Origin of the sequence: Pseudomonas sp. BF-RE-21 (assembly GCF_019947305.1) — a bacterium.
In the GTDB taxonomy this organism is placed as follows: Bacteria; Pseudomonadota; Gammaproteobacteria; order Pseudomonadales; family Pseudomonadaceae; genus Aquipseudomonas; species Aquipseudomonas migulae.
This window is the reverse complement of record NZ_JAGYGF010000041.1, coordinates 37,925-56,341: the sequence shown is the minus strand read 5'-3', so window position 1 is coordinate 56,341 and position 18,417 is coordinate 37,925. Positions and strand designations below refer to the sequence as shown.

Here is an 18,417-nt window from a genome sequence, read left to right as displayed (position 1 = left end):
GTGGTGTTGGCGGGTGTGATGGTTGTCAGCAAGATCTGGCGGGCAGTCAAACGCTGAACCTGTAGGAGCCGGCTTGCCGGCGATGGGATTTCAAGCCCGATACAGTCCTTTCGGACGCCATCGCTGGCAAGCCAGCTCCTACTGTTGAATTGCGACAGGCATGAAAAAGGCCATTCGATTCACATCGAATGGCCTTTTTTTGTTGCCGATGAATTACTCGGCAATCTGCAACTTGCGCGACTCGGTGTACACGTAACGCACCTTTTCGTATTCGAATGGCGAGTTCAGCTGGCCGTAGCGGAAGCTGGTCTGGTGGCGCTTGTCGATGCTGCGCAGGGCCCACACTTCAGGGTGGTTGGAACTGACTTCGGAGACGTTCAGGAAGTTGATCGCCGACTCGGCGGTGAAGTCCACGGCCAGGCCGCCGGTGTCGCGGATGTTGGACGGGCCGAGGATCGGCAGCACGAAGTAGGCGCCGCCCGGTACGCCGTAGAAACCGAGCGTCTGGCCGAAGTCTTCGCTCTGGCGCGGCAGGCCCATGGCGGTGGCCGGGTCCCACAGACCGGCGATGCCGATGGTGGTGTTGAGCAGCAGGCGCGCAGTGGTTTCCATCGAACGCTGGCCCTTGAACTGCAACAAGCTGTTGAGCAGGTTCGGTACGTCGCCGAGGTTGTTGAAGAAGTTGCTGACCCCGGTGCGCAGGAAGCTTGGCGTGATGTAGCGATACCCGTCGACCACCGGCAGGAACACCCATTGGTCGAAGCGGTAATTGAAGTGGTACACCCGGCGGTTCCACTCTTCCAGCGGGTCGTAGACGGCCAGCGCGCTGAGTGTCGAGCGCTCGAATTCGCGCTGGTCCAGGCCTGGGTTGAACTTGAGTTTGCTCAGTGGCTCCTTGAAGCCGTCACTGTCGACGACCACCGGGGCGTTGGCTTTGCTGTTGTCGGCATTGGCGACGCCTGCACAGAGTAACGCTGCGATAAGCAGGAGGTATTTAGCCACGGAAGAACTCCAGCATGGCGTCGCTGTTGACGCGATAGTTAAGGTTGCCGCAGTGGCCGCCCAGTGGATAAACAGTCAAGCGATCACCGAAGGTCTTGCGCAGGAAACCGAGGTCACCGGGGCCTAGGATCACGTCGTCAGCGTTGTGCATGACCGCGATTTTCGGGCTGTCGTGCAGGTAATCCTTCAGGGCATACAGGCTGACCTGGTCGATCAGTTGCAGCAGGCTGCCGCCGTCAGTGCGCGCGCGCCACATCGGGATCACTTGTTCGGTGATGTAGCAGTCGAAGTCGCACTGCAGCGCACGCTTGAGGTATGGCGTGAGGCTGGTGCCTTCGGTGATGGGCGTTTTCGGCGGAGTGATCAGGCCGCGACGGTTGATCAGGTCCGAGGTGAAAGCGATGTCGGCCGCCGAGAAGCGGAACGACGTGCCGATCAGCATGGCCATCTGTTCGTTGGTCAGGTGCTGCTTGGACTGCTGGAAGTCGTAGAGCAGGGCGTCGTTGAGGTCGATGTAGCCTTTCTGCTGGAAGTAGCGGGTCAGTTTGTTCAGTACCAGTTCATAGAACGTGGTGGTGTTGGTGATGCCCTTGACCTCTGTCTGAACCAGCTTGTCGAGATTGGTGATCGAGGTGTAGAGGTTCACCGGCGGGTTCAGCAGCAAGACTTTCTTGAAGTTGAAGCTGCGGCGGGTTTCATCCAGATGCGCGACAAATGCCGCATCCAGCGCCCCCAGGCTGTAGCCGGTCAGGTAGTAATCGGTGACGGCCACTTTCGGGTTTTGTGCCCGCACGGCCTGCATCACCCGGTACATGTCTTCGGCGTCATCCTTGGTGATGCCGGGTGTGGCAAAGCGTGAAGCGGCGCTCATGAAGTCGAAGCTGGTAGGCGACGACAGTTGCACCACGTGGTAACCCGCCTTGTAGTAGAGCTTTTTCAGGTATTCGTTAAGGCTGCTGTCATAGCGCGCACCGGTGCCGGCGATCAGGAAGATCAGTGGGGCGGCTTTATCCTGGGTGGCGATGCGGTAGGTCAGCTTCTTCACCGGCCAGAAGTTGTCCGGCAGTTCGAACTCGCGCTCCGGGCGCAGTGTGACGGTGCGGGTTTCCTGGTCGATGTCATCGTCAAGCGGCAACTCCGGACGCAGGTCCGGTGGCGTCGTGGCGATGGTCGCCTCGAACGGGTTGGTCAAGGGATAGCCATAACTGGCGGCGTCGATATCGACCGCCAGTGCGGACGCACTCAAGATAAGGCCGCTAAACAGGGCGGCGAAGCGCAAGGAACGGAGCATGACTGGATCCCTTATAGAAAGGTGCCGAATGAAGTTCGCAGGCTATGACCACGGGGGTTGCGCCAAAGTGCCATGTATCGACACCAATCAGGCCAAATTTCAGAGTAATAGTAGCTGGACGATACACTTTGCAGTGATTGAGTGCCCAGTTAACTGTTGTTAAGGCTTGCGTCAGGCTGCCGGGGGATTAAGCTGGCCGCCGTTTTTCGCTGATTGGAGTGCTTCATGTCCCGCCGTTTACCGGTAATTCTGCTGCTTGTTTTGCTGCCTTTATGGCTGGCCGCCAGTTATGGCGCGCGGTATGGCTTCATGGAGGATGCGCAATGGGTCGGCCTCTGCGTGGACGAGGCGAGCCGCTGGGAATGCCTGGTCCGTTCGAACCTGGGCCTGATGATTCATTTCCAGGTGTTGGGTTGGGCGGCAGTGGCCGCCGCCGTGATCGGCTTCGTGTTGCCGGGGCGGGCAGGGTGGTGGTTGGCGGTGTTGGCGTTGGTGTTCGGGTTTCCGGCGTTGGCGTTGTACAACACGACGATGGCTGTGTTTGCGGTGGTGATTGCAGGGCTGCGTCTGGTCCGGGCGTCTCGCGGCGCCTGATGTATCGAATCGCCGGCAAGCCGGCTCCTACAATGAATCTGTGGCGATCACAAATCCTGTAGGAGCCAGCTTGCTGGCGATGGGGCCATCAGCCCTTGCGAACCCGCAAACAGCGCCACAACGCCGCCACCATCAACACACTCACCAGCGCCCAGCCCCAGGCCTGCTGATTCTGCAAACCTTCGCGATACAGCTGCGGCGCAATGCCGGCACCGATGATGAAGGTCAGAAGCGCGATTTCACGACGTGGCACGCTCACCGGCCGGCACAGATAAACCAGTGCGGGCAGGATGAAAGCTACGCTCGGAAAGCTGCGATAACGCGGATCGAACACCAGTTCCAGCATCATCACCGCCGCTGCAAAACCTGCTGTTGCCAGCAACCAGCCGGCCTGGCGCTCCAGCACATTGAAGGCCCGTTGACGCCAGCCGCTGCGGTCACTCAGTGTCAGCGCTGCATGCACCAGTACCAACAGGTTCAAAGCCGTCAGCAACGCGACCCACAACCATTCACTGGTAAATCGGGTGGTGACGCGTGCCAGATCGCCCCAGGCGCCAATCGAACAGGCCGCCAAAGCGCCGAGCAGCGGTAGCACCAGCGCAGAGCGGGTACTGCGTACACGACCGCCAAGGATCAGCGTGCCGAGGAAAATCATCCCGCCCACCGCCAGCCATTGCGACCAGTACGGTACGTTGGACACCGGACCGGCCAGCACGCCCTTGTCCTGACGGTCGGCGTCAAACAGGCCCCAGTAACCACCAACGGCCCCTTCGCTGGCGCGTTTCCAGGGTTGGTCGAACGCTTCGATCAGGTTGTAGTGCCAGCCTTCCTGCTCGGCCATGATCACAAAGCTACGAATGAACTTGGCCTCATTGACCCGGCTCGGCAGCGCGGTTTCGCGTTGACGGCCCTCGCTCGGCCAGCCGGTTTCACCAATCATCACGTCCTTGGGTGCGAATTTGTTGCCGAACACTTGACGCACTTCGCGAACATGTTGCAGCGCGGCGTCGATGTTCGACGGATCGTCTTCCCAATACGGCAGCAGGTGAATGGTCAGGAAGTCCACCGCCGGGGCAATTTCCGGGTGTTTGAGCCAGAACTCCCAGACGTCGGCATAAGTGACAGGCTGCTTGACCTGGCTTTTGACCTTGTTGATCAGCCTGGCCAATTGCGCACCGGTGACTTCCTTGCGCAACAGGGCTTCGTTGCCGACGATCACCGACGTGACCACATCCGGGTTGGCGTTGGCCGAGGCGATCAGCAGGTCGACTTCTTTCTCGGTGTCCACCGGGTTGCTGTTCACCCACGCACCGATCATCAACTTCAGACCATGTTTGCGCGCCAGGTCGGGCAAGGCTTCAAGGCCGGTCATGGAATAGGTGCGAATGCATTCGAAGCGGGTGGCCAACAGCGCGAGGTCGGCGTCCATGCGCTCGGGGCGCAACTTGAACGGCTGATCGAACGGCGATTGGTCCTTGTCGAACGGGGTGTAGGAGGCGCATTGCAGTTTGTGCGTCGCGCTGGCCACGTCCGGCAGAATCACCGGTTTGCCGAGGCCGTACCAAAAACCGCCGAGAGCAAAGAGCCCCAGCAGGCAGGCGAAAAGGTAAGCGAAAAAAGGAAAGCGTGATGTCGCGGGCATGGTCAGGCCGTCTGGGAGCAAAGCCGCGCATGTTACCCGCATTTGTCCCGCGCTTGGTGGCTCGCATAATTTTGACATGCAAAGTTCGGGCGGATCGCCCGAGGCCTTTCAGGTGCTCGTAATTAATGGCGTTCTGATGTCGTTTCTCGATGCCTTGAGGTCGCTGACAGCACAGGTTCAGGTTGGCGTCAGGTTGATTATCGATGCGTCAGTGTTCTCATTAATAAAACGCGCTGATGATCGTACGAGTTTGCGGTGAGGCGTGATGGGCGCGCAGTGCACCATAACAATACGTTGACGCGACTCGGCATCCGTCGAGCGCAGCACTTTCGGGGAAGTAACGATGAAGATGCGACGACTTTTAGGCGCGGGTGCCGCACTGGTACTTGCGATTGGCTCCACGATGGCCAATGCCGAGAGCAAAACCCTGAGCATCGGTTACGTTGACGGCTGGTCCGACAGCGTCGCGACCACCCACGTGGCGGCCGAAGTGATCAAGCAGAAACTGGGTTATGACGTGAAGCTGCAAGCCGTCGCCACCGGGATCATGTGGCAGGGTGTGGCCACAGGCAAACTCGACGCCATGCTGTCCGCCTGGCTGCCGGTGACTCACGGCGAATACTGGACCAAGAACAAGGATCAGGTCGTCGACTACGGCCCGAACTTCAAGGATGCAAAAATCGGCTTGATCGTGCCGGAGTACGTGAAAGCTAAAACCCTCGATGACCTGAAAACCGACGACAGCTTCAAAAAACGTATTGTCGGCATCGACGCCGGTTCAGGTGTGATGCTCAAGACCGAGCAGGCAATCAAGGACTACGACCTGACCGGTTACCAACTCAAGGCCAGTTCCGGCGCCGGCATGATTGCCGAGCTGACCCGTGCCGAGAAGAAAAACGAATCCATTGCCGTCACCGGTTGGGTGCCGCACTGGATGTTCGCCAAGTGGAAACTGCGCTTCCTGGAAGACCCGAAAGGCGTTTATGGCGCGGCTGAAACCGTGAACAGCATCGGCAGCAAAGAACTGGCAACCAAAGCGCCGGAAGTGGCCAAGTTCCTGAAGAACTTCCAGTGGGCGTCGAAAGACGAAATCGGCGAAGTCATGCTGGCGATTCAGGACGGTGCCAAGCCTGAAGCCGCTGCGAAGGATTGGGTCGCCAAGCACCCGGAGCGCGTTGCAGACTGGACCAAATGATTTGAGCTGACGTTTCTGGTCAGCACTTCTCAAGGCCCCTTGGCATAACAGCCAAGGGGCTTTTTGCTTTCTGTAGGAGCCAGCTTGCTGGCGATGGCGTCAGAAAGATCGCCATCGCCAGCAAGCTGGCTCCTACAAATGGCGATTCTGTCATGTCGCTCTAATACTAAGGTCGTCTGGAACCTGCCCCGCAGCCGCATAGAGTGGATACCGTTCCAACAATAATCTGTGCTGCGAGGATAAAAACAATGAACGACAGCATTTACCTCTCGATTCAAAACAGCCCGCGCTTCAAGGAGCTGGTTAGTAAGCGAGAAAGGTTCGCCTGGATTCTTTCGGCGATCATGCTTGGTCTCTACTCCGGATTCATCCTGTTGATCGCTTACGGGCCGCATATTCTGGGCGCGAAAATCAGCCCTGAGTCATCGATAACCTGGGGCATACCGATCGGTGTCGGGCTGATTGTCTCGGCCTTCATCCTGACCGGGATCTACGTTCGACGCGCCAATGGCGAATTCGACGACCTGAACAATGCGATTCTCAAGGAGGCTCAGCAATGATCCGGCGTCTAATGGCTCTATTGAGCATCGCAGCTTTCGCACCTGGCGCCTGGGCGGCTGACGCCCTGACCGGCGCCGTACAGAAACAACCCCTGAACATGGCCGCGATTCTGATGTTCGTGGCGTTCGTCGGCGCAACGTTGTACATCACTTACTGGGCCTCCAAGAAAAACAACTCGGCGGCCGACTACTATGCGGCGGGCGGCAAGATCACCGGTTTCCAGAACGGTCTGGCGATTGCCGGCGACTACATGTCCGCGGCGTCCTTCCTGGGTATTTCCGCGCTGGTGTTCACCTCCGGCTACGACGGCCTGATCTACTCGATCGGCTTCCTGGTGGGCTGGCCGATCATTCTGTTCCTGATCGCCGAGCGTCTGCGTAACCTGGGTAAATACACCTTTGCCGACGTGGCGTCCTACCGCCTCGGGCAAACCCAGATCCGTTCGCTGTCCGCTTGCGGTTCGCTGGTGGTAGTGGCGTTCTACCTGATCGCGCAAATGGTTGGTGCCGGCAAGCTGATCCAGCTGCTGTTCGGTCTCGACTATCACGTTGCGGTGATCCTGGTCGGTATCCTGATGTGCATGTACGTGCTGTTCGGCGGCATGCTGGCGACCACTTGGGTGCAAATCATCAAGGCTGTGCTGTTGCTGTCCGGTGCCTCGTTCATGGCGCTGATGGTGATGAAGCACGTCAACTTCGACTTCAGTGCGCTGTTCTCCGAGGCGATCAAGGTTCACCCTAAAGGTGAGGCGATCATGAGCCCGGGCGGTCTGGTGAAAGACCCGATCTCCGCGTTTTCCCTGGGTCTGGCTCTGATGTTCGGTACCGCTGGCCTGCCACACATCCTGATGCGCTTCTTCACCGTGAGTGACGCAAAAGAAGCCCGCAAGAGCGTGCTGTATGCAACCGGCTTCATTGGTTACTTCTACATCCTGACCTTCATCATCGGCTTCGGCGCGATCCTGCTGGTCAGCACCAACCCGGCCTTCAAAGATGCGGCTGGCGCGCTGTTGGGCGGCAACAACATGGCGGCGGTGCACCTGGCCAACGCGGTCGGTGGCAGTATCTTCCTGGGCTTCATCTCGGCGGTAGCGTTCGCGACCATTCTGGCAGTGGTTGCCGGTCTGACCCTGGCCGGTGCTTCGGCGGTGTCTCACGACCTGTATGCCAGCGTGATCAAGAAAGGCAAGGCCAACGAGAAGGACGAGATTCGCGTCTCGAAAATCACCACCATCGCCCTGGCGGTGCTGGCGATCGGTCTGGGTATTCTGTTCGAGAAGCAGAACATTGCGTTCATGGTGGGCCTGGCGTTCTCCATCGCGGCGAGCTGTAACTTCCCGGTGCTGCTGCTTTCGATGTACTGGAAGAAGCTGACCACGCGCGGTGCGATGATCGGCGGCTGGCTGGGTCTGGTCAGTGCTGTTGGTTTGATGGTGCTGGGGCCAACCATCTGGGTGCAGATCCTGGGTCACGAGAAGGCGGTCTTCCCGTATGAATACCCGGCGCTGTTCTCCATGGCCATTGCGTTTGTGGGGATCTGGTTCTTCTCGATTACTGACAAGTCGACTGCTGCGGATAATGAGCGGGCGCTGTTCTTCCCGCAGTTTGTTCGTTCGCAGACTGGGCTGGGGGCGAGTGGGGCGGTTTCGCACTAAGGCTTTGAGTTTGTCTGTGTAATTTGTGTTGAACAGAAATGCCCTGGTCGAGAGATCGGGGCATTTTTTATTGGGCGGTTATCGGTCGGTCGGCCTGTTTTTTGTTGGTCGAGTACATATCCATTGCTGCGGTAACGGCTGCTGGCGGTTTCGCCCTTACGGCGACTCACTTTTTTTCAAACGCCAAAAAAAGTAAGCAAAAAAGGCTCGCCCCGAGCGTCCGGCCCCTCGCTAAGGCTCGGCGTTCCTTCGCTCCGGCATTCATCCGGGGGCATCGCCCTCCGGTTGGCTTCGCTGGCACCTACATGCGATGAGTTCGACTGCGTCGAACGGCGCTGCGCGCCAATCCCCGGATGAACACCTCTACTCAGCCTCCCGAAGGGGCGGGTGGATCAAGGTCAGAAGCCAAAGCAACAGCAAAATCAAAATCAACGACCGGAGTGAGTTCCCTCTGTAGGAGCGAGCTTGCTCGCGAAAAACGCCCGGACAGCGCGCTCATCCAGACAATCCGCGCCATCGTTGACGTCCATCGCTGGCAAGCCAGCTCCTACAATTTTGACCGTGTGAACCCCATCTCGTGTAGGAGCTGGCTTGCTGGCGATGGCGGTGTGTCATCCAACATATTTATTGGCTGAGCGGACGCTATCGCCAGCAAGCTGGCTCCTACAGGGGATCGGTGTACAGGTCCGGAATGAGTGAACGCAGCCAAGAAGGACCGCGCGGGCATCCAAAGAGCCAGGTCGGCTACCAGGCCGCCTCGGTGGCTTTGGCGGTACACGCCCCCTCGAGAGGCTGAGTGGAGGTTCTGCGCAGTGGGCAACCCGGCATGGATGCCGGGTTAGCCGCCCCCGGCCATGGATGGCCGATGGCGGCGGGCCCACGGAGCAGGGCCGGAGCGAGGGGATGCCGAGCCACAGCGAGGCACCGAACGAAAGGGGCAAGAGCCTTTGGTTACTTGGGGCTCTTCCAAGTGACTCGCTGTAAGAGCGAAACCGCCAGCGGCCGTTACCGCAGAAACGGATATGTACACAGCCAAAGAGTCAGTCGGCCCTAAGGCCGCTGAGGCACCACAAACAAAAACGGCCTCTATATAAATAGAGGCCGTTCCCGGTACAACTCAACACGCTATCGCAAGAAAGATCTTACTTGCGGTCTTCCAGCTTGGTGATGTCACGCGACTCGTAGCCGGTGTACAACTGGCGCGGACGGCCAATTTTGTACGGGCTGGAGAGCATTTCTTTCCAGTGGGAGATCCAGCCGACAGTCCGCGCCAGAGCGAAGATCACGGTGAACATGCTGGTTGGAATGCCGATCGCCTTGAGGATGATCCCCGAGTAGAAGTCGACGTTCGGGTACAGCGAGCGCTCGATGAAGTACGGGTCGGTCAGGGCGATCTCTTCCAGGCGCATGGCCAGTTCGAGTTGCGGATCGTTCTGGATGCCCAGTTCCTTCAGCACTTCGTCGCAAGTCTTCTTCATCACGGTGGCGCGTGGGTCGCGGTTTTTGTAAACCCGGTGACCGAAGCCCATCAACTTGAACGGATCGTTCTTGTCCTTGGCCTTGGCGATGAACTTGTCGATGTTCGACACATCGCCAATCTCGTCAAGCATGGTCAGAACAGCCTCGTTCGCGCCGCCGTGGGCAGGGCCCCACAGTGCAGCGATGCCGGCGGCGATACAGGCGAACGGGTTGGCACCCGAAGAGCCGGCCAGGCGTACGGTTGAGGTCGATGCGTTCTGCTCGTGGTCGGCATGGAGGATGAAAATCCGGTCCATGGCCTTGGCGAGTACCGGGCTGATCGGTTTGATCTCGCACGGGGTGTTGAACATCATGTGCAGGAAGTTTTCCGCGTACGTCAGGTCGTTGCGCGGGTACATCATGGGTTGGCCCATGGAGTACTTGTAAACCATCGCTGCCAGGGTCGGCATCTTGGCAACCAGGCGGATCGCGGAAATTTCGCGATGCTGCGGGTTATTGATGTCCAGGGAGTCGTGGTAGAAGGCCGAGAGAGCGCCGACTACGCCGCACATGACGGCCATCGGGTGGGCGTCGCGACGGAAGCCGTTGAAGAAGGTCTTCAACTGCTCGTGAACCATGGTGTGGTTCTTCACGGTGCTGACGAACTGGGCCTTCTGTTCTGCGGTCGGCAGTTCGCCGTTGAGCAGCAGATAGCAGGTTTCCAGGTAGTCCGACTTTTCAGCCAGCTGTTCGATCGGGTAGCCGCGGTGCAGCAGAATGCCGTTGTCGCCGTCGATATAGGTGATCTTCGACTCGCAGGAAGCGGTCGACATGAAACCAGGGTCAAAGGTGAAACGGCCCGTGGCCGTCAGGCCCCGAACATCGATAACATCGGGACCAACGGTGCCGGTTAAAATGGGCAGCTCGACGGGGGCTGCGCCCTCGATGATCAACTGCGCTTTTTTGTCAGCCATGTGGCCTCCTATTTATGCTTGAAATCATCAGACAGACCCCCCACGCAGGGCCCGCACCACTATAGTGAGATAAATTCGAATGTCAATTTGCCTAAAGTCTTGCTCCAGAAGGCTTTAACCGGACTTTTTCCTCGAAATTGACTGCCATTTACGCCTTTTATCCAACTTGTGCAATGCGCTATTAGGGGAAGGTGAACGCGTTGTCATTAGTAGCCTAACTGTCTATACTCGGCCACCGACCGCCAAGGGCTTTTGGGCTTGCTTTCATTGGGGGTCGCATCCCTGGGTGGTGGTTACCTGACCAGTGCACTCCCCAACAACTTTGCCCTGATTGTTAGGGGCTCTTCAGTGTGAAAAAAAAGCCGTGAAAAGCCAACGACCTGTAAACCTAGACCTAAGGACCATCAAACTCCCAGTCACTGCTTACACGTCCATTCTTCACCGTATCTCCGGTGTCATCCTCTTTGTCAGCCTGGCCATCATGCTTTACGCATTGGACAAGTCGCTGAGCTCCGAGGAAGGCTTCGGTCAGGTGAAAGCGTGTCTGACCAGTCCGCTAGCCAAGCTAGTGATTTGGGGCATCCTGTCCGCTCTGCTGTATCACTTGGTAGCCGGTGTGCGCCATTTGATCATGGACATGGGCATCGGTGAGACGCTGGAAGGCGGCAAGCTGGGCTCGAAAATCGTTATCGCCGTTTCCGTGGTGGTAATCGTTCTGGCAGGAGTTTGGATATGGTAACTAACGTCACGAACCTGTCGCGTTCGGGCCTCTATGACTGGATGGCGCAACGTGTGTCTGCGGTCGTTCTCGCGGCTTACTTCATCTTCCTGATCGGATACGTCGTTGCCAACCCAGGCATCGGCTACGCCCAATGGCATGAACTGTTCGCCAATAACTGGATGCGTATCTTCAGTCTCCTGGCCCTCGTTGCCCTCGGCGCTCACGCCTGGGTCGGCATGTGGACCATCGCGACCGACTACCTGACGCCAATGGCGTTCGGCAAGTCCGCGACCACTGTACGTTTCCTCTTCCAGGCAGTATGCGGCGTTGCGATGTTCGCTTACTTCGTCTGGGGTGTGCAGATTCTTTGGGGTATCTGATTCATGTCTACTACAGTTAATACGCTTTCGTTCGACGCCATCATCATTGGCGGCGGCGGTGCTGGCATGCGCGCTGCTCTGCAGCTGGCACAGGGCGGTCACAAGACTGCCGTTGTCACCAAGGTTTTCCCGACTCGTTCGCACACCGTATCCGCCCAGGGTGGCATCACCTGCGCCATCGCGTCTGCTGATCCGAACGATGACTGGCGCTGGCACATGTACGATACCGTCAAGGGTTCCGACTACATCGGTGACCAGGACGCTATCGAATACATGTGTTCCGTAGGTCCGGAAGCGGTCTTCGAGCTCGAGCACATGGGCTTGCCGTTCTCCCGCACCGAACAAGGCCGCATCTACCAGCGTCCGTTCGGCGGTCAGTCGAAAGACTTCGGTAAAGGTGGCCAGGCTGCACGTACGTGCGCCGCTGCCGACCGTACCGGTCACGCACTGCTGCACACCCTGTACCAGGCCAACCTGAAGGCCGGCACCGTATTCCTCAACGAATACTACGGCGTCGACCTGGTCAAGAACGAAGACGGTGCCTTTGTCGGCATGATCGTCATCTGCATCGAAACCGGTGAAACCTCCTACGTTCGCGCTAACGCGACCGTATTGGCGACTGGCGGTGCAGGCCGTATCTACTCGTCCACCACCAATGCCCTGATCAACACCGGTGACGGCGTCGGCATGGCTCTGCGTGCTGGCGTGCCGGTACAAGACATTGAAATGTGGCAGTTCCACCCGACCGGCATCGCCGGCGCCGGTGTACTGGTTACAGAAGGTTGCCGCGGTGAAGGCGGTTACCTGATCAACAAGCACGGCGAGCGTTTCATGGAGCGTTATGCTCCGAACGCCAAAGACCTTGCTGGTCGTGACGTTGTTGCTCGTTCGATGGTTAAAGAAATCATCGCCGGCAACGGTTGCGGTCCGGATGGCGACCACGTAATGCTGAAACTCGATCACCTCGGTGAAGAAGTTCTGCACAGCCGTCTGCCAGGCATCATGGAACTGTCCAAGACCTTCGCCCACGTCGATCCAGCCGTGGCGCCGATTCCGGTCGTTCCAACCTGCCACTATATGATGGGCGGCGTTGCCACCAACATTCATGGCCAGGCAATCACTCAGGACGCTGACGGCGTTGACCAGATCATTCCTGGTCTGTTCGCAGTAGGCGAAGTGGCGTGCGTATCGGTTCACGGTGCCAACCGTCTGGGCGGCAACTCGCTGCTCGACCTGGTGGTATTCGGCCGTGCGGCCGGTCTGTTCCTGGAGCAGACCCTGAAAGAAGGCGTTGATTACGCCCGTCCACGCCAGTCCGACATCGACGCTGCCCTGGCACGTCTCGATGGCCTGAACTCGCGTACCGAAGGCGAAGACGTCGCTACCCTGCGTAAAGAACTGCAAAGCTGCATGCAGAACTACTTCGGTGTATTCCGTACCGGCGAATACATGCAGAAGGGTATTGCTCAGCTGGCTGATCTGCGTGGCCGTATCGCCAACGTCAAGATCAACGACAAGAGCCAGGCGTTCAACACTGCTCGAATCGAAGCCCTGGAACTGCAGAACCTGCTGGAAGTGGCCGAAGCCACCGCCATCGCTGCAGAGATCCGCAAAGAGTCCCGCGGCGCTCACGCCCGTGAAGACTACGAAGATCGCGACGACGAAAACTGGCTGTGCCACACCCTGTACTTCCCGGGTGACAAGCGCGTGACCAAGCGTGCTGTGAACTTCTCGCCGAAGACTGTTCCGACTTTTGAACCTAAGATTCGGACTTATTAAGGGTGGCCGCCATGTTGCAAGTCAGTGTTTATCGCTACAACCCTGATCAGGACGCCGCGCCGTTCATGCAGGAATTCCAGGTCGATACCGGTGGTAAAGACCTGATGGTCCTGGACGTGCTGGCCCTGATCAAAGAGCAGGACGAAGGTTTCTCCTATCGTCGCTCTTGCCGTGAAGGCGTTTGCGGTTCCGACGGCATGAACATCAACGGCAAAAACGCTCTGGCATGCGTCACGCCGCTGTCTTCTGTCGTAAAAGGTAACAAGCTGATCGTTCGTCCGCTGCCAGGTTTGCCGGTTATCCGTGACCTGGTCGTCGATATGAGCATCTTCTACAAGCAATACGAAAAGGTTAAGCCATACCTGCAGAACGACACGCCGGCTCCGGCCATCGAGCGTCTGCAGTCCCCTGAAGAGCGTGAAAAGCTCGACGGTCTGTACGAGTGCATCCTGTGCGCTTGCTGCTCGACCTCTTGCCCGTCCTTCTGGTGGAACCCGGACAAGTTCCTGGGTCCAGCTGCTCTGCTGCAAGCGTATCGCTTCCTGGCAGACAGCCGCGACACCAAGACATCCGAGCGTCTGGCTGCGCTGGATGACCCGTTCAGCGTATTCCGCTGCCGCGGGATCATGAACTGTGTAAACGTTTGTCCGAAAGGCCTGAACCCGACTAAGGCCATCGGTCACGTACGTCACATGTTGCTGCAAAGCGGCGTGTGATTCAGCAGTACCCGTAGGACCGCTGTACCCGTAGATGCTACGGCGCAGGCTTCAACCGGCGCCGTAGTTTTAACCTGAGCAGCAGCTCACAAAGCTGCCGCTCTTATTTTGAAGAAATGAGACAAGCAGGGGCATCCGGGCTGGTACCCGGACTATCAGCGTGATCCTAAGTGGCTTGTTTTGGTCGCTGCATTCGGACTTCTGCAAGTTTGCTCGGTGTCGACGCCGATGGTGTTCCCCTAACCGAGGGTGACCAAGCATGCAAGAAAGCGTGATGCAGCGCATGTGGAACAGCGCCTACCTTTCCGGAGGTAACGCTGCCTATGTGGAAGAGCTTTATGAGCTCTACCTGCACGACCCTAACGCTGTGCCAGAAGAGTGGCGCACCTACTTTCAGAAGTTGCCGACCGAAGGCAACTCTGCCACCGATGTTTCGCACTCCACAATTCGCGATCATTTCGTCTTGCTGGCAAAGAACCAGCGCCGCGCCCAACCGGTTTCCGCCGGCAGCGTGAGCAGTGAGCACGAGAAGAAGCAAGTTGAAGTGCTGCGATTGATCCAGGCCTACCGTATGCGTGGCCACCAGGCAGCTCAGCTTGACCCGCTGGGACTGTGGCAGCGTCCTGCACCTGCAGACCTGTCAATCAATCATTACGGCTTGACCAATGCCGATCTTGATACGACCTTCCGTGCCGGCGACCTGTTCATCGGCAAAGAGGAGGCGAGCCTACGCGAAATTCACGAAGCGTTGCAGCAGACATATTGCCGCACCATCGGCGCTGAATTCACGCATATCACCGATTCCGAGCAGCGCCAGTGGTTCCAGCAGCGTCTGGAAAGCGTGCGTGGTCGTCCGACGTACTCCGCCGACATCAAGAGCCACCTGCTCGAGCGCGTCACTGCCGGTGAAGGCCTGGAAAAATACCTGGGCACCAAATACCCTGGCACCAAGCGTTTCGGTCTGGAAGGCGGCGAAAGCCTGATTCCGATGCTCGACGAGTTGATCCAGCGTTCCGGTTCCTACGGCACCAAGGAAATCGTGATCGGCATGGCCCACCGTGGTCGTCTGAACGTGCTGGTCAACACCTTCGGCAAGAACCCGCGTGAGCTGTTCGACGAGTTCGAAGGCAAGAAGAAGGTCGAGCTGGGTTCCGGTGACGTTAAATACCACCAGGGCTTCTCGTCCAACGTGATGACCGCCGGCGGTGAAGTTCACCTGGCCATGGCGTTCAACCCGTCCCACCTGGAAATCGTATCTCCAGTGGTCGAAGGCTCGGTTCGCGCCCGTCAGGATCGTCGTAACGACCCTACCGGTGAGAAGGTTCTGCCGATCTCCATCCACGGTGACGCGGCATTCGCCGGTCAAGGCGTGGTGATGGAAACCTTCCAGATGTCGCAGACCCGCGGTTTCAAGACCGGCGGTACCGTGCACATCGTGATCAACAACCAGGTCGGTTTCACCATCAGCAACCCGCTGGACTCGCGTTCCACCGAGTACGCGACCGACGTTGCGAAGATGATCCAGGCGCCGATCCTCCATGTGAATGGTGATGATCCGGAAGCCGTGTTGTTCGTGACCCAGCTGGCCATCGACTACCGCATGCAATTCAAGCGTGACGTGGTGATCGACCTGGTCTGCTACCGTCGTCGCGGCCACAACGAGGCCGACGAGCCTAGCGGCACCCAGCCTCTGATGTACCAGCAGATCACCAAACAGCGCACCACCCGTGAACTGTATGCCGATCGCCTGACTCAGAGCGGTGTGCTGGACGTTGAGCGTGTTCAGTCGAAAGTCGACGAATACCGCAACGCGCTGGACAACGGTCTGCATGTTGTAAAAAGCCTGGTCAAAGAGCCGAACAAAGAGTTGTTCGTGGACTGGCGTCCGTACCTGGGCCACGCCTGGACTGCACGTCACGACACGCGTTTCGATCTGAAGACCTTGCAGGAACTGTCCGCCAAGCTGCTGGAAATTCCAGAAGGCTTCGTGGTTCAGCGCCAGGTTTCGAAAATCTACGAAGACCGTCAGAAGATGCAAGCCGGCGGCCTGCCGATCAACTGGGGTTACGCCGAAACCATGGCGTACGCGACCCTGGCGTTCGAAGGTCACCCGATTCGCATGACGGGTCAGGACATCGGTCGCGGTACGTTCTCGCACCGTCACGCTGTCTTGCACAACCAGAAAGACGCGGGTACCTACATCCCGTTGCAGAACCTGTACAACGGCCAGCCACGTTTCGACCTGTACGATTCGTTCCTGTCCGAAGAAGCGGTTCTGGCGTTCGAGTACGGTTATTCGACCACCACGCCTGAAGCGCTGGTGATCTGGGAAGCCCAGTTCGGCGACTTCGCCAACGGTGCCCAGGTGGTTATCGACCAGTTCATCACCAGTGGCGAGCACAAGTGGGGCCGTCTCTGCGGTCTGACCATGCTGCTGCCGCACGGTTATGAAGGTCAGGGTCCGGAGCACTCGTCGGCTCGTCTGGAGCGTTACCTGCAACTGTGCGCCGAGCACAACATTCAGGTAGCCGTACCGACTACGCCGGCTCAGATCTACCACTTGCTGCGTCGTCAGGTGATTCGCCCGCTGCGCAAGCCATTGATCGTTCTGACTCCGAAGTCGCTGCTGCGTCACAAGCTGGCCATCTCGACTCTGGAAGATCTGGCCGAAGGTTCGTTCCAGACCGTTATCCCGGAAATCGATGCACTGGACCCGAAAAAGGTCGAGCGCGTTGTTCTGTGTAGCGGCAAGGTCTACTACGACCTGCTGGAAAAACGCCGTGCCGAAGGTCGTGATGACATCGCCATCGTGCGTATCGAGCAACTGTACCCATTCCCTGAGGACGACTTGAAAGAAGTCCTGGCTCCTTACTCCAACGTCAAAAATGCCGTGTGGTGCCAGGAAGAGCCGATGAACCAGGGTGCGTGGTACTGCAGCCAACACCACATGCGTCGTAGCATCAGCAATCTCAACAAGTCTCTCGTACTTGAGTACGCGGGCCGTGAGGCTTCTGCTGCACCTGCATGCGGTTACGCATCGATGCACGCTGAGCAGCAGGAAAAACTGCTGCAAGACGCCTTTACTGTTTAACGCCTTCGCGCACCTGAAACCGAATTTAAGGACTCACAGATAATGGCTATCGAAATCAAAGCCCCCACTTTCCCGGAATCGGTTGCCGATGGCACCGTTGCCACCTGGCACAAGCAACCGGGCGACGCTGTAAAGCGTGACGATCTGATCGTCGATATCGAAACCGACAAGGTTGTGCTGGAAGTGTTGGCCACTGCTGATGGCGTGCTGGGCGCTATCGTCAAGAACGAAGGCGACACCGTTCTGTCCGACGAAGTCCTGGGCTCCATCGAAGCGGGCGGCGCTGCTGCTGCTCCGGCTGCCGCTGCTGCTCCGGCCGCTGCGCAGGCTGCTGCTCCAGCTGCCGAAGGCGAAGACGATCCTGTTGCTGCACCGGCTGCTCGCAAGCTGGCTGAAGAAAACGGTATCAACATCGCTTCCGTTGCCGGCACCGGCAAAGGCGGTCGTGTGACCAAGGAAGACGTGGTTGCAGCCGTTGCTGCCAAGAAAGCCGCTCCGGCTGCCGCGCCTGCCAAGGCTGCTGCTCCTGCTGGTGCTGCTCCTGTGTTCGCCGCTGGCGACCGCATCGAGAAGCGCGTACCGATGACCCGCGTTCGCGCTACCGTGGCCAAGCGCCTGGTAGAAGCTCAGTCGAACATGGCGATGCTGACCACCTTCAACGAAGTCGACATGACCGAAGTCATGGCCCTGCGTTCGAAGTACAAGGACCTGTTCGAGAAGTCCCACAACGGCGTACGCCTGGGCTTCATGTCGTTCTTCGTCAAGGCTGCCACCGAAGCGCTGAAACGCTTCCCGGCTGTCAACGCATCGATCGACGGTGGCGACATCGTTTACCACGGCTACGCTGACGTCGGCGTTGCTGTTTCCAGCGACCGCGGCCTGGTTGTACCGGTTCTGCGTAACGCCGAACTGATGAGCCTGGCTGAAATCGAAGGCGGCATCGCCACCTTCGGCAAGAAGGCTCGCGACGGCAAGCTGTCGATGGACGAAATGACCGGCGGTACGTTCACCATCACCAACGGTGGTACCTTCGGTTCGATGATGTCGACTCCGATCGTCAACCCGCCGCAAGCGGCCATCCTGGGCATGCACAACATTCTGCAGCGTCCTATGGCGATCAACGGTCAGGTCGTAATCCGTCCGATGATGTACCTGGCTCTGTCCTACGATCACCGTCTGATCGATGGCAAAGAAGCTGTGACCTTCCTGGTTACCATCAAGAACCTGCTGGAAGACCCGGCTCGTTTGCTGCTGGATATCTGATTTCGTTGCATGGGCCGTGCAGGATGGCGGCCCGTCTGTAATGACCAGCTTCGTCCCACGACGGTCCCCATAAGGGGCCGTCCGGTTTGATTCGAG

The 18,417-nt window shown here is 58.4% G+C and carries 14 protein-coding genes; 10 read left to right on the top strand and 4 right to left on the bottom strand.

All coding sequences use genetic code 11. The annotated features are described in order from the left end of the window. Window positions 1–213 precede the first annotated feature (213 nt). On the bottom strand, window positions 214–1,002 hold the full coding sequence (locus tag KGB25_RS22295) for a VacJ family lipoprotein (RefSeq protein WP_008039888.1): 789 nt from the start codon (window positions 1,000–1,002) through the stop codon (window positions 214–216). Then, on the bottom strand, window positions 995–2,293 hold the full coding sequence (locus KGB25_RS22290; RefSeq protein WP_223436687.1) for a serine/threonine protein kinase: 1,299 nt from the start codon (window positions 2,291–2,293) through the stop codon (window positions 995–997). The genes KGB25_RS22295 and KGB25_RS22290 overlap by 8 nt, the downstream gene beginning before the upstream one ends. Before the next feature lie 225 nt (window positions 2,294–2,518). Here KGB25_RS22290 and KGB25_RS22285 point away from each other — a divergent pair, with 225 nt between their 5' ends. After that, window positions 2,519–2,887, top strand: coding sequence for a hypothetical protein (locus KGB25_RS22285; protein WP_223436685.1), 369 nt, complete (start codon window positions 2,519–2,521; stop codon window positions 2,885–2,887). An 88-nt stretch (window positions 2,888–2,975) separates the two neighbouring features. Here the strand turns inward: KGB25_RS22285 and KGB25_RS22280 are convergent, their stop codons facing one another. Beyond that, entirely contained in the window at window positions 2,976–4,571 is a 1,596-nt protein-coding gene (locus KGB25_RS22280) for a beta (1-6) glucans synthase (protein ID WP_223436683.1), read from the bottom strand. Window positions 4,572–4,872: 301 nt separating this feature from the next. Between KGB25_RS22280 and KGB25_RS22275 the strand changes: the two genes are divergently transcribed. The 3 genes from KGB25_RS22275 to KGB25_RS22265 all read left to right on the top strand — a co-directional run bounded on the left by KGB25_RS22275 (window position 4,873) and on the right by KGB25_RS22265 (window position 7,939). Next, window positions 4,873–5,724, top strand: coding sequence for a glycine betaine ABC transporter substrate-binding protein (locus KGB25_RS22275; protein ID WP_008039894.1), 852 nt, complete (start codon window positions 4,873–4,875; stop codon window positions 5,722–5,724). A gap of 248 nt (window positions 5,725–5,972) precedes the next feature. After that, a complete protein-coding gene (locus KGB25_RS22270; RefSeq protein WP_008026759.1) occupies window positions 5,973–6,284 on the top strand; it encodes a DUF485 domain-containing protein in 312 nt (103 codons plus the stop codon). Beyond that, on the top strand, window positions 6,281–7,939 hold the full coding sequence (locus tag KGB25_RS22265; RefSeq protein WP_008026758.1) for a cation acetate symporter: 1,659 nt from the start codon (window positions 6,281–6,283) through the stop codon (window positions 7,937–7,939). Before KGB25_RS22270 ends, KGB25_RS22265 begins: the two co-directional genes overlap by 4 nt. A 1,142-nt stretch (window positions 7,940–9,081) precedes the next feature. Here the strand turns inward: KGB25_RS22265 and gltA are convergent. Continuing rightward, window positions 9,082–10,371, bottom strand: coding sequence for a citrate synthase (gltA, locus tag KGB25_RS22260; RefSeq protein ID WP_008032658.1), 1,290 nt, complete (start codon window positions 10,369–10,371; stop codon window positions 9,082–9,084). A 364-nt stretch (window positions 10,372–10,735) separates the two neighbouring features. Between gltA and sdhC the strand changes: the two genes are divergently transcribed. From sdhC to odhB, 6 genes are all read left to right on the top strand, one after another. Further along, a complete protein-coding gene (gene sdhC, locus KGB25_RS22255) occupies window positions 10,736–11,110 on the top strand; it encodes a succinate dehydrogenase, cytochrome b556 subunit (RefSeq protein WP_017127965.1) in 375 nt (124 codons plus the stop codon). Next, window positions 11,104–11,472 carry a succinate dehydrogenase, hydrophobic membrane anchor protein gene (sdhD, locus tag KGB25_RS22250; RefSeq protein WP_008032661.1) on the top strand — a complete coding sequence of 123 codons (369 nt, stop codon included), beginning with the start codon at window positions 11,104–11,106 and terminating at the stop codon, window positions 11,470–11,472. The genes sdhC and sdhD overlap by 7 nt, the downstream gene beginning before the upstream one ends. A 3-nt stretch (window positions 11,473–11,475) precedes the next feature. Further along, on the top strand, window positions 11,476–13,251 hold the full coding sequence (sdhA, locus tag KGB25_RS22245) for a succinate dehydrogenase flavoprotein subunit (protein ID WP_008032662.1): 1,776 nt from the start codon (window positions 11,476–11,478) through the stop codon (window positions 13,249–13,251). Window positions 13,252–13,262: 11 nt separating this feature from the next. Next, window positions 13,263–13,967 (top strand): succinate dehydrogenase iron-sulfur subunit, encoded by a 705-nt coding sequence (locus KGB25_RS22240; protein WP_008032664.1) that lies wholly within the window; start codon window positions 13,263–13,265, stop codon window positions 13,965–13,967. Between the two features lie 259 nt (window positions 13,968–14,226). Further along, window positions 14,227–17,058: a 2-oxoglutarate dehydrogenase E1 component gene (locus KGB25_RS22235; protein ID WP_223436681.1), complete on the top strand. Its 2,832-nt coding sequence runs from the start codon at window positions 14,227–14,229 to the stop codon at window positions 17,056–17,058. 42 nt (window positions 17,059–17,100) lie between these two features. Next, the gene (gene odhB, locus KGB25_RS22230) at window positions 17,101–18,321 is read left to right on the top strand and encodes a 2-oxoglutarate dehydrogenase complex dihydrolipoyllysine-residue succinyltransferase (RefSeq protein ID WP_008032669.1); all 1,221 of its coding nucleotides are present in this window, start codon (window positions 17,101–17,103) and stop codon (window positions 18,319–18,321) included. The last annotated feature ends 96 nt before the right edge of the window (window positions 18,322–18,417 follow it).

What these genes read in the sequence shown, in the direction of transcription:
- KGB25_RS22280 (WP_223436683.1), bottom strand. Translation starts at nt 4,571, where the DNA reads ATGCGGGTAACATGCGCGGCTTTGCTCCCAGACGGCCTGACCATGCCC.
- KGB25_RS22270 (WP_008026759.1), top strand. Translation starts at nt 5,973, where the DNA reads ATGAACGACAGCATTTACCTCTCGATTCAAAACAGCCCGCGCTTCAAG.
- sdhD (WP_008032661.1), top strand. Translation starts at nt 11,104, where the DNA reads ATGGTAACTAACGTCACGAACCTGTCGCGTTCGGGCCTCTATGACTGG.
- KGB25_RS22240 (WP_008032664.1), top strand. Translation starts at nt 13,263, where the DNA reads ATGTTGCAAGTCAGTGTTTATCGCTACAACCCTGATCAGGACGCCGCG.
- gltA (WP_008032658.1), bottom strand. Translation starts at nt 10,371, where the DNA reads ATGGCTGACAAAAAAGCGCAGTTGATCATCGAGGGCGCAGCCCCCGTC.
- odhB (WP_008032669.1), top strand. Translation starts at nt 17,101, where the DNA reads ATGGCTATCGAAATCAAAGCCCCCACTTTCCCGGAATCGGTTGCCGAT.
- KGB25_RS22285 (WP_223436685.1), top strand. Translation starts at nt 2,519, where the DNA reads ATGTCCCGCCGTTTACCGGTAATTCTGCTGCTTGTTTTGCTGCCTTTA.
- KGB25_RS22265 (WP_008026758.1), top strand. Translation starts at nt 6,281, where the DNA reads ATGATCCGGCGTCTAATGGCTCTATTGAGCATCGCAGCTTTCGCACCT.
- sdhA (WP_008032662.1), top strand. Translation starts at nt 11,476, where the DNA reads ATGTCTACTACAGTTAATACGCTTTCGTTCGACGCCATCATCATTGGC.
- KGB25_RS22275 (WP_008039894.1), top strand. Translation starts at nt 4,873, where the DNA reads ATGAAGATGCGACGACTTTTAGGCGCGGGTGCCGCACTGGTACTTGCG.
- KGB25_RS22235 (WP_223436681.1), top strand. Translation starts at nt 14,227, where the DNA reads ATGCAAGAAAGCGTGATGCAGCGCATGTGGAACAGCGCCTACCTTTCC.
- KGB25_RS22290 (WP_223436687.1), bottom strand. Translation starts at nt 2,293, where the DNA reads ATGCTCCGTTCCTTGCGCTTCGCCGCCCTGTTTAGCGGCCTTATCTTG.